Origin of the sequence: Sulfuricurvum sp. PD_MW2, from assembly GCF_002633015.1 — a bacterium.
Classification (GTDB): Bacteria; Campylobacterota; Campylobacteria; order Campylobacterales; family Sulfurimonadaceae; genus Sulfuricurvum.
In genome coordinates, this window is the sequence record NZ_NSIU01000018.1 from 34,147 (window position 1) to 45,458 (window position 11,312).

Consider the following 11,312-nt stretch of genomic DNA (forward strand, 5'->3'; position numbering starts at 1 on the left):
TCTACAATTGTAAAGATCTATACTAAAGCTTTCAGAAAATCACAATGGAGACTCTATTTTGCAAGAGTGGTATGACGCTATAAAATCGGCCGACTCGATTGATAAAATCGAAGAGATCCGAATCGCTATTTTCGGAAAAAAAGGGATTATGAACGCTGAGTTCGCCCGTATGAAAGATATTCCCGATGCTGAAAAAGGCTCGTTTGCTAAAGAGCTGAATATTCACAAAGAGGGATTGAATGCTTTGTTGGTCGACCGCAAGCTTTTTTTAGCGATGGAGCATTTACAAGCAACGATGAAAGCGGAAGCGATCGATGTTAGTCTCTATTCGACTACAACGGAACGCGGTTCATTGCATCCGGTTATGGAGACTATGGATCGTATTGTCGAGCATTTTGTTGCGATGAATTTTTCGGTTAAAACAGGACCGATGGTAGAAGATGATTTTCACAATTTTGAGGCGCTGAATTTGCCGAAATACCATCCTGCCCGTGATATGCAAGATACGTTTTATTTCAAAGACTCAATGCTTCTTCGAACCCATACTTCACCTGTACAAATCCGTACTATGCTGAGTCAAAAACCGCCGATTCGGATGATTGCTCCGGGGGCTGTTTTCCGTCGTGATTATGATATTACCCATACGCCGATGTTTCATCAGGTTGAGGGATTGGTAGTCGAAGAAGCGGGGAAAGTTTCATTTGCAAATCTCAAATTTATTCTGGAAGACTTTCTAAAAACAATGTTCGGGGATGTTAACGTCCGTTTTCGCCCAAGTTTTTTTCCATTCACGGAACCTTCGGCAGAAGTTGATATCAGCTGTATTTTCTGTGGCGGAGAAGGGTGCCGCGTATGTTCGAAAACCGGTTGGCTTGAAGTTCTTGGATGCGGTATCGTCGATCCGAACGTATTCAAAGCGGTCGGATATGAGAATGTTAGCGGATACGCATTCGGTCTTGGAGTCGAGCGTTTTGCTATGTTGATTCACCGTATCGGTGATTTGCGCTCATTGTTTGAGGGTGATACGAGATTATTGGAGCAGTTTAGATGATCGTTACAAAAAATTGGTTAAATGAATGGATCGATCTGGACGGTATCAGTGCTGAGGAGTTGTGCAAAACATTCAATGCGATCGGGCTGGAAGTTGATGCGCATGAAGCGATCCGCGTCGCAGACGGTGTAGTTGTCGGGTTTGTCGAGAAATGTGAAAAACATCCTGATGCCGATAAATTGAATGTGTGTCAAGTCAATGTCGGGAGTGAAGTACGTCAAATCGTTTGCGGTGCATCGAATGTCCGTGAAGGGATTCACATTGCATTAGCAACAGTCGGTGCGGAGCTTCCAGGTGGATTGAAAATCAAAGAGGCAAAGCTTCGTGGTGTTGAATCACACGGTATGATCTGCTCTAGCAAAGAGATCGGTTTGCCGTCGATGGGTGAGGGGATTATGATCCTCGATGAGAGTATCGGTGAATTGGTACTGGGGAAAAATCTTAATGAATACGTTGCGTTTAATGACGATGTAATTGAGATTGAATTGACCGCAAATCGTGGTGATTGTCTCAGTATTCACGGGGTAGCGCGTGATTTGCGTGCGGCGTTGTCACGTCCTTTGAGAGAAAAAAATACAAAAGACGAACAAGATAACCGCTTGGGAATCGGACGTATTTTACAGCTTCATCATACTGAAACATTTAGTGCGGATCTTTTATTCGGTGCCGTTGATGTTAAAAATTTGCATGTACCGTTTATCATCTCGTTGCGTTTGGCAATGATTGAAGAGACAAGTGCTACGGCCGTAGATGCTTTGTTGGCGTATGCTACCCACAGCACAGGTGTTATTCTGCGGGCGTATCCGTTCGAAAAGTTCGGTGACGCGGATTCAAAGGGGATTATTACTCTCCAAAATGATGAAAACGGCTATGCAGCGTTGTACGGAAAAGAGAAAGTCTCTGTTATAGGCGTTTCACAAGAAAAAGAGGCTCATTTTAGTGCTAATGAAGGGCTTGCCGTTATAGAAGCGAGTTATATTGCACCGGATCTTATTTCCAAACAAATGGGAGAGAAAAAAGTCCCTAGCTGCCCTCACTATTACCGTACTTCACGCGGAAGCGAACCGAGTATCGCCCTTGGAACGGCGTATGTGGCAGAGTTGTTTGAAAAATATTCGGATTCTCAACTGTACGGCGGGAACATCGAGCTTACTACAACGTATGAACCCCGTTTGATCAGTATGGTCGAAGAAGAGTTTGAATCGTTTATCGGTCTAAAAATCGATAAAACCCGTATTACTCAAATCTTTAAACATTTGGGCCTTGATATCGGTAAACCTAAGGGATCGACATTTGCTATTTCGGTTCCGAAATTTCGACATGATATTGTGAATAAACAAGATATTATTGAAGAGATTGTTCGTATTGTCGGAATCGATAATATCCCTTCGAAACCTCTTGTATTCGCTGAAAAAAATCAGATGAGCGATGATTTGGCTGAATACAAAAAAACACGTCTTTACCGTCATCGCGCGGCACAAAGCGGATTTTATGAATCGGTCCATTTCGTTTTCAATGAACGTGCTCAGGTAGAAAAGTTCGGATTCGTTTGTACGGATGAAGATAAAGAACTCCTGAATCCTATTACTGCAACATTCGATACATTGCGTCCAACACTATTGGTAGGGCTTTTGAATTCGGCTTCTGCAAACGTAAAAGTCAACCAAAAGAAGATCGCATTGTTTGAAACAGGGATGATCTTTGATTCTGCACGTCGTGAATCGAAGCGTATCGGATTTATCGTATCGGGTGCATTGGAAAGCGATAAGATCTCTAATGCCGGCAAACCTGCCGTGATTGATTTTGCAGCGTTTACAAAATTGATTGCTGATGTAGCCGGTTCGTTCGAACTTGTTGCACACACACCAAGTCATTCCCTGGCACATCCGTATGTATGTGCAAAAGTATTGATTAATGGTCAGGAAGCGGGAGAATTGTTCCGTTTGCACCCTCAGGTTGAAGAAGAATTTGATCTTTCCCAAACATTTATGTGTGAACTCAGTATAGATGTATTGCCATACGACCTGATTGAAGCACAACCGTATTCAAAATACCAAGCTTCGTATCGAGATCTCAGTGTTTTGATCTCTAAAGAGGTGAGTTATGAGACGATCAAAACAGTCATAGAAAAACATGTATCACCTCAAATTCGCCGTTTTTATCCGGTAGATCGGTACGTATCAGAGAGTTTGGGAGATCAAATGAGTTTGACCCTTCGATTTGTACTTCAATCCGATGAAAAAACGCTTGAAGAAGAGGACATTAATGCAGCTATGGAGTGGATACTCGGTGGATTACGTGATGAACTTGGGGCAGGTTTGAGATGATCTCTGCCAAGGTTTTTTCTGCACACGCTTTTAATTTTAAAAGTGATGCGATTGCCCCGGACAAATCGATTTCGCATCGTTCGGCCATGTTTTCGGTTTTGGCAGAAGGTGAGAGTAAAATCGAGAATTTTCTTCGTGCGGAAGACACCCTCAATACCCTCAAAATCGTCGGTCATTTGGGTGCTGATATTAGCGATGATGGAAAAATTATCACTATCCGATCTAACGGGATCAAAGAGACCTCTGAAATCCTTGATTGCGGTAATTCAGGAACGGGAATACGACTTTTTTGCGGCCTTTTAAGCTCCGCAGAGGGGCATTTTGTCCTTACTGGCGATGAATATCTCAAACGTCGACCGATGAAACGGGTTACGCAGCCGCTCCGTTCTATCGGAGCAAAATTGGACGGTCGTAACAACGGAGATCTTGCTCCGCTTTCGATTCGTGGGGCTTCTCTTAAAGCCTTTGATTATGTTTCTCCGATTGCATCGGCTCAGGTGAAAAGTGCGATGATGCTTGCGGCTCTACGTTCGGATGGCGTTTGTACATTTCGTGAACCGGAGCTCAGCCGTGATCATACCGAGCGAATGCTTCGTGGGATGGGTGCACGCGTTGAAATCAACGGTCTGGAAACGAAAATTTGGCCTTTAGAACAACCGCTCAAACCGCTTGATATTCGTGTTCCTGCCGATCCGTCAAGCGCGTTTTTCTTTGCGGTTGCCGCAGCGATTACACCGAATTCTTCCGCAACAATTGAAGGGGTAACTCTCAATCCTACCCGTATCGAAGCGTTCAAAGTTTTGGAACGTATGGGGGCGAAAATTACGTATACCATTACCGACGAGCGTTATGAACCGATCGGGACGATTCGGGTAGAACATGCTCCGCTTCATGCTGTCACGGTAGAAGAGAACATCGCATGGCTGATCGATGAATTGCCGGCACTCTCTATCGCTATGGCGTGCGCTGAGGGGAAAAGCATTATCAAAAATGCCGAAGAGTTGCGTGTGAAAGAGTCTGATCGCATTAAAACCGTCGTGGATAATCTGAACCTTTGCGGTATCGAAACCGAAGAGTATCCGGATGGGTATGCGGTAAAAGGCGGAGAATTGACATCGGCTGTAGTGAACAGCTATGGTGATCATCGCATTGCAATGAGTTTTTTAATTGCGGGTCTTCGTTGCGGTATGGAGGTAGAAGATATCGAGTGTATCAACACCTCTTTCCCGAACTTTTTTGAACTTTTGGAGATGTGTACAAAGGTCGAGAGATGAAAATTGAGTTGGCGGAGAGTTACGGGTTTTGTTTCGGAGTGAAACGGGCGATAAAAATTGCCGAAGAGAACCGAAACTCGGCAACATATGGTCCGCTTATTCATAACGCCAATGAAATTGATCGACTCAAAAATGATTTCAACGTTGCTCTCAGCGAAAACCTCGATTCTTTTCATGCCGGAGATACGGCGGTCATCCGAACTCACGGTATTCCGAAGCAAGAGCTTTCAACCCTCAATGAACGTCAGGTCAATGTAGTCGATGCTACGTGCCCTTATGTGACAAAGCCGCAACAGATTGTCGAGGAGATGTCTGCACAAGGGTATGATATTGTGATTTTTGGAGATGAAGCTCATCCTGAGATCAAAGGGGTAAAAAGCTATGCGATCGGGAATGTTTTTGTCGTTAATAGCCCCGATGAGATTGATGCGTTAAAACTTCGCGAAAAAGTCGCTACGGTAGCTCAAACAACCCGCAAGGTTGAAGAATACCAACAAATCGTCGGAAAATTGATGGCGAAGCATAAAGAGGTACGTGTTTTTAACACGATTTGCAATGCTACCTTCGATAACCAAGATGCGGTGCGTGATTTGGCGCAAAAAGCCGATGTGATGATTATTATCGGTGGGAAGAACTCGTCCAATACCAAACAACTCCATTCGATTGCAAAAGAGTATTGTTTCGATAGTTACCATATCGAAAGCAAAGATGATTTGAAAAACGAATGGTTTAAGAATAAACAGTTTTGTGGGATTAGTGCCGGAGCGTCAACTCCTGATTGGATTATCGACGAGGTTATTAAGGCAATTCAAACTATCAGCGAATGAGTTCTTCATCGAAATCGATTACTTTCTTTTCTTGTTTTATTCTATCCTCTCCATTGTTCGCTACACTCGAAGTTCAAGGATACGGTGTCCGAGAGCAGGGAAAATTCAAAAATTTTTTACATACTCTCGGACTGGATGGTTCGTATGAACTCTACGGTGCAAAATTCATAAATAGAGTTTGATATGTGCAAACAAACAGTGGCTTTCTATTGTTTTAATTTTCCCACATATATTCTTCTTGTCGATAGGTTTGAATAAAATCTTCTTTAGAAAATGTTTACATGGTATTTGAGTGAAAAAAGTTTTGTTCGGATCGTTTGCAACTTTGTAGATTTAAGTGCAGGGTTAATTATTGCAGCTAGATCGTAAAATGTATCCAAAACTCAAAATATTTCCTATCTGTAGTAAGGGTACTTTCCTTTTAAGTCTAGAAATGGTATCTCTGATAGTTGAATCCGATACATCTCTGTTTTCCCATACATGAGCCTTGAGTGTGTCATACGAGAGGTTCTGATTGATATTTCGGCAAAAAAAATCCAGAACATCCAGTTCTTTTTTAGTTAGATTGAGAGAATTATTTTGCCAAAACAGCGTTTTACTAGAAAAATGGTAAATGTGACCTTCACCCAAATCAATTGCATCACTATCATTACAAACCGATTGTTTGTCTTCAAATCGTTGATGCAGAGAGATCATTTTCAAGGCGACGCCGAGGGCCGCGTCCACATCGTTTTGTTCAAACGGCTTGATCAGATATCCGTAGATATTCCCCTCTTTGGCTTCGTTGATTGTTCGGCTATCCCCATACGCCGTGGTGAATATCACGGGCAGATCGTATTCTTTGTTGAGCAGTTTACTGCACTCGATCCCATCCACAGCACCATCAATATTGATATCCATAAAAGCCAGATTGATCGGTTTGTTTTTGACGATCTCAAGAGCCTCTTTGGCATTTGAGGCTTCATCGATATTTGAAAATCCGAGTGATTGCAAGATCTTAAATAGATACTTTTGGGCGAAGATTTCATCTTCGACGATTAGTATATTGATCTGTTTATCCATCAAATTCCCCTGTTTGAAAACGAAGTGTAAATACTACCCCATCATTCGTATCAAAATGCCAAGTACTATTTGGAAGTTTTTTTGAAAAGCTTTGGATGATATTCATACCTAGTCCTTCAGTCACGTTCTCCCTTTCAAACCCTTTTCCGTTGTCTTTGATTATCAAAGTTGCGATACCACCTTCATAGGTAAAGTTCACCTCTATTGCAAGATTTTTTGTACCCTGATTGTGTTTGAGAGTATTGCTGATAATCTCATTGACAATAATCCCTAGTGATACGACATAATCGAACTTGAAAATGGTATCTTTGATATCTTGATGAAGCTGTACGTGAACCACTTTTTGTGCGGATAGCAGATTGGCGATAATCTCCTCTATGTACTCTTTGATGGGGATATTGTTGATATCTTTGGATTGATAGAGCTTTTCATGGATCATCGACATTGATTTGATGCGATTGCGAAGATTTTGAAACTTGTTCTCATCCGATGCACCGTTTTGCTCTTCCAGCCATAAGAGCCCGATGAGAGTATGAAAATTATTTTTTACCCGATGGTGTACTTCTTTGACCAGCATCTCTCTCTCGCCTAAAAGATTTTCCAGTTGTTCGGTTCGATTTCTGACCTCGTTTTCCAAAAAAGCCTCATTTTTGCTTTTGATTTCGATGAGTTCACTTTGCGAACGGATAAAATCTTCGCGCATATCGTAATATCGGTTTGAGAGGATCAATGAGAATACGATAATCTCAATGACCGAAGCAAATACATAGCCGTACCGTGTTCCAAAAGAGTACTCAAACACCCCTGCTACCATAAACGTAAACAGTATCACAAAAGCAAAAAAGGTTACCATCGCAAAGATATAGTATTTGATTTTTTTATGCCCTTCAAGATAGATTATGATGGAGAGTACTATCAAAATTAAACTTCCTAGCCCAGCATAATCGTTTATCAGTTTGTTCCATGGCTGATAGGTAAACAAAATCATGATCCCAAAGAAAAAAGCAGGCAAGGAAAAATAGGGAGCTACTTTTCCGATTCGAGGGAGATACCTTTTCATCTCTAATATTTCAATTGAAAATAGAATTAAAAAACCCATCATAAACGAGGCTGTAAACTGAAGTTTGTAGATATAGTGCTGTAGATTCAGGTAAACCAGCAGTCCGCTGATATTAATGATGTAGATGAGATTGAAAAAACCGTATCCTACATAGTAGGCGTAGACTCTCTCTTTGACCTTGAAGTATAAAAAGAGGTTCAAAATCATGATGATAGCTGTAATCCCGAGCAGCAGAAGATAGACCGTATTGATATTCAGTAACGTATAAGGGTGGAAATCCTTTTCCTTAGTGAGGGTAATGTATCCGAAATAGGCATATTTCCCTTGAAGTTCCAGATAGAGGCTTTGGGTAGTATTTTTTGGGATAGTGAGTTTGTATAAGAGTTGATTGGCGTATATCTCCCGTTGACTTACGGGTACAAAAAGGCCATTGTGTTTTTGAATGTATTGATGATCTTTCAGGTAATAAAGATTTGCTTTTTCGTAAAAATGTTCTCCGAGACTCAGGACAAAATTTTCATGATCGCTTATATTACGTACATCGATTTTGATCCACAGTGTCCCTTTTGTATAGCCTAGAGCAAATGCATTGGATGAGTTTCCGAGAAATTTCTGATGCTGAATATCGGCGATCGTGTAGGTGGAGTGTTCATCTTTGAGATAAGAAAATCGGAAATCATTGATTGATAGATGTCTGTCGTCTAAAATGAGAGTATTGGCGTGAAGTGTACCGAATAAATAAAGGAGTAAAAAAAGATACTTGACCATAATATGGATTATACCATGAAAAAATATGTCAATTTTCCGTCAGCTTTCCGTCAGCAGTTTGTTACGATAACCCAAAATATAAAATCGGAGTATAAATGAAACGACAGATAGAATACAACTCCCGTTTTCGGATACTCAAAGGGGGCAAAATCTCCCTTGTTGTATCGGCACTCTTAGCCGGTTCAACCATGAGCTTTGCGGCACCGAGCGGCGGGAGCGTAACAAGCGGTAGCGCAACGATCAACCAAAACGGATCAATCACGACGATCAACCAATCCACGAACAAAGCTTCAATCAACTGGCAAGATTTCAGTATCGGAAAAACTGAAACGGTCAACTTCGTACAACCATCAGCACAATCAGTTACCTTGAACCGTGTTGTAGGAACAACCCAATCTCTTATCGAAGGAGCCATGAACGCTAACGGTCAAGTATTTCTTCTTAATCCAAATGGTGTACTCTTCGCTAACGGTGCACAAGTAAACGTAGGAGGGCTCGTCGCTTCTACCCTTAATCTTAGCGACGCAAACTTCCAAGCAGGTAACTACACCTTCGAAGGTAACTCCCAAAACTCCATTATCAATATGGGAACGATTACTGCCAATAACGGCTATGTTGCTATGATGGGTAAACATGTTGCCAATAAGGGAACCATCGTAGCAACAATGGGAAATGTGCAGATGGCATCAGGTGAAAAGATCAGCCTCAACCTAAACGGTAACTCCCTCGTTAAACTCACTATTGACCAAGGAACTATGGATGCATTAGTAGAGAACAAAGGACTCATCAAAGCTGACGGAGGTCAAGTCTACCTGACAACCCAAGCCCTCAATACAATTCTTGATGGTATGGTCAACAACACCGGTATCATCGAAGCACAAACACTGAACGATGTAACAGGTAAAGTAATTTTATTTGCTCACGGTGGGACAGCTAATATCGGCGGAACCATTGATGCAAGCGCACCCAATGATGGAAATGGAGGATTTATTGAAACATCGGGTGACAAAGTTAAAATAGATGATCGTGCTCGTATTATAACCAAGGCAAATCAGGGCATTAGTGGAACATGGTTGATTGACCCTGTAGATTTTACTATTGCTGCTAGTGGGGGAGATATGACAGGTACAACACTTACAACCAACTTAGCAAACGGTAATGTAATAATCCAAAGCTCACAAGGACGCAATGGAACAGATGGTAATATTAATGTAAATGACAGGATCTCTTGGAATACAAATACTTTAACACTAGAAGCTTATCAACATATTAATATCAATGCTATTATGCGTGCGACAGGTACAGCCGGATTGGTATTGATTACAGATTCCACAAATCAAAGCAATGGCGGACATGTATTTATAGGTATTGATTATAGTACAGGTGCATTTAAAGGTAGTATTGATTTAGCTTCTACTTCAAGTATTAATATCAATGGTACGGCTTATACTATTATTAACTCTCTTGGAGCAGAAGGGAGTACAACAGGTACAGATTTGCAAGGTATCAACGGTAATTTAAGTGGCAATTATGTACTTGGTTCTAATATTGATGCGGCTGATACAGCTAATACATGGAGTGCTGCTGGGTTTAATCCTATAGGAAGTAGTTCATCTTATTTTGCAGGTATATTTAATGGACTTGGACATACTATCTCAAATCTTTTGATAGACAGGTCTACAACGTCTTATATAGGTTTATTTGGTGGTACAATGGGTGCAAAGATTGAAAGTGTTGGATTGATCAATGCAGATATTACGGGTAGAAGTTATGTCGGTGGTTTAGTTGGATTTGCTACAAATAGCAATCAAATCATAAATAGCTACATAACCGGTTCTGTAGCTTCTACGGCTAATCCTACTTTTTATATAGGTGGTTTAGTTGGATACAACCGCAGTTCTAGTTTAATATTCAATAGTTACTCAACTGCGGATGTAACAGTTAGTCATGGTGAATCTGTAGGTGGGTTAGTTGGTGTTAATGATGGTTCAGGGATAATGGAAAGCTACTCAACCGGTGATGTAACAGCTAGTAATAATTATGTAGGTGGTTTAGTCGGTTGGAATAAGAATGCTGCATATATATCATCAAGCTACTCAACCGGTGATGTAACTGCTGCTCATACAGCAGGTGGTTTAGTGGGTAACAGTGATGGTAGTAGTATAGCTAATAGTTATTCTACTGGTAATGTAACTGCTGCTGGTCTAGTAGGTGGTTTAGTGGGACAGGTTAGAAGCGGTGAGATAGTAAATAGCTACTCAATTGGTACTGTCGTTGGTACCGAAACATATATAGGTGGCTTTGCTGGTTATGGTGCAGGTATAGGAACTAATAGTTTTTGGAATAGCGATACAAGTGGACAATCATCAAATGGACTAGCAGGAAGTACAGTTATAGGTAAAACAACATCTGAGATGAAATCTTTGGCTACTTTTAATAGTACTACTCCTGCATGGGACATTGTAGAAGACTCATCCCTGTCAAATGGTTATCCGCAGCTGAGATGGACGAAATCAGGACTAAATGCGGGAACATCTGTTTGGGTAATAGGCGGAGCCAGACCAACACCTTTAACCCGACCACATTATGATATCACAACAATCGTAAATTCAACGGCGGTAACTCCACCCATACCACGAGTTATTGCACCTATAGCACCGAAACCGACTCAAGCACAAATAAAAACCACAGAACTCCTACAAACAATGATGCCTAAAGGCGATACTTATAGAGGATCGTACAATCTTGTCGGAACTACTGATGGCAATGCTCCGGTACAAACGGTAAGCATGGATCAACTCCAAAGTGCTGCTCTCACTCAAGGTGTAGGTGAAATCCGTGTACCTTTGGGGAATGGCAGTGTTGTCGATTTGATTAATGGAGGGGTAACACTTCCAAAAGGTGTCAGTCAAGAGTTTTATGTAGTAGCAACGAATAGAACAG

Annotated in this window: 8 protein-coding genes; 6 read left to right on the plus strand and 2 right to left on the minus strand. The window is 41.4% G+C overall.

Translation table 11 applies throughout. The features are described 5' to 3' along the window. Positions 1–58: 58 nt before the first annotated feature. The 5 genes from pheS to CJD30_RS08685 are packed head-to-tail and all read left to right on the plus strand — an operon-like array spanning position 59 to position 5,661. Positions 59–1,051 carry a phenylalanine--tRNA ligase subunit alpha gene (gene pheS, locus CJD30_RS08665; RefSeq protein WP_294918375.1) on the plus strand — a complete coding sequence of 331 codons (993 nt, stop codon included), beginning with the start codon at positions 59–61 and terminating at the stop codon, positions 1,049–1,051. After that, positions 1,048–3,378, plus strand: a complete 2,331-nt coding sequence (pheT, locus tag CJD30_RS08670) for a phenylalanine--tRNA ligase subunit beta (RefSeq protein WP_294918376.1) — start codon at positions 1,048–1,050, stop codon at positions 3,376–3,378. The genes pheS and pheT overlap by 4 nt, the downstream gene beginning before the upstream one ends. Next, a complete protein-coding gene (aroA, locus tag CJD30_RS08675) occupies positions 3,375–4,652 on the plus strand; it encodes a 3-phosphoshikimate 1-carboxyvinyltransferase (protein ID WP_294918377.1) in 1,278 nt (425 codons plus the stop codon). Before pheT ends, aroA begins: the two co-directional genes overlap by 4 nt. Beyond that, entirely contained in the window at positions 4,649–5,479 is an 831-nt protein-coding gene (locus CJD30_RS08680; RefSeq protein ID WP_294918378.1) for a 4-hydroxy-3-methylbut-2-enyl diphosphate reductase, read from the plus strand. Before aroA ends, CJD30_RS08680 begins: the two co-directional genes overlap by 4 nt. Then, positions 5,476–5,661 carry a hypothetical protein gene (locus tag CJD30_RS08685; protein ID WP_294918379.1) on the plus strand — a complete coding sequence of 62 codons (186 nt, stop codon included), beginning with the start codon at positions 5,476–5,478 and terminating at the stop codon, positions 5,659–5,661. Before CJD30_RS08680 ends, CJD30_RS08685 begins: the two co-directional genes overlap by 4 nt. A gap of 163 nt (positions 5,662–5,824) precedes the next feature. Here CJD30_RS08685 and CJD30_RS08690 read toward each other — a convergent pair whose 3' ends face one another. Together CJD30_RS08690 and CJD30_RS08695 are read right to left on the minus strand one after the other, a co-directional pair. Continuing rightward, positions 5,825–6,541: a response regulator gene (locus CJD30_RS08690; RefSeq protein ID WP_294918380.1), complete on the minus strand. Its 717-nt coding sequence runs from the start codon at positions 6,539–6,541 to the stop codon at positions 5,825–5,827. Beyond that, positions 6,534–8,369, minus strand: coding sequence for a 7TM diverse intracellular signaling domain-containing protein (locus tag CJD30_RS08695; RefSeq protein ID WP_294918382.1), 1,836 nt, complete (start codon positions 8,367–8,369; stop codon positions 6,534–6,536). Before CJD30_RS08695 ends, CJD30_RS08690 begins: the two co-directional genes overlap by 8 nt. A gap of 188 nt (positions 8,370–8,557) precedes the next feature. Between CJD30_RS08695 and CJD30_RS08700 the strand changes: the two genes are divergently transcribed. Continuing rightward, on the plus strand, positions 8,558–11,312 hold a 2,755-nt coding region (locus tag CJD30_RS08700; RefSeq protein ID WP_294918386.1), incomplete at its 3' end, for a filamentous hemagglutinin N-terminal domain-containing protein.

Bases quoted from the DNA above. Each gene is read 5' to 3' on its own strand.
- CJD30_RS08680 (WP_294918378.1), top strand. From the start codon at position 4,649: ATGAAAATTGAGTTGGCGGAGAGTTACGGGTTTTGTTTCGGAGTGAAA.
- aroA (WP_294918377.1), top strand. From the start codon at position 3,375: ATGATCTCTGCCAAGGTTTTTTCTGCACACGCTTTTAATTTTAAAAGT.
- CJD30_RS08690 (WP_294918380.1), bottom strand. From the start codon at position 6,541: ATGGATAAACAGATCAATATACTAATCGTCGAAGATGAAATCTTCGCC.
- CJD30_RS08685 (WP_294918379.1), top strand. From the start codon at position 5,476: ATGAGTTCTTCATCGAAATCGATTACTTTCTTTTCTTGTTTTATTCTA.
- pheT (WP_294918376.1), top strand. From the start codon at position 1,048: ATGATCGTTACAAAAAATTGGTTAAATGAATGGATCGATCTGGACGGT.
- CJD30_RS08695 (WP_294918382.1), bottom strand. From the start codon at position 8,369: ATGGTCAAGTATCTTTTTTTACTCCTTTATTTATTCGGTACACTTCAC.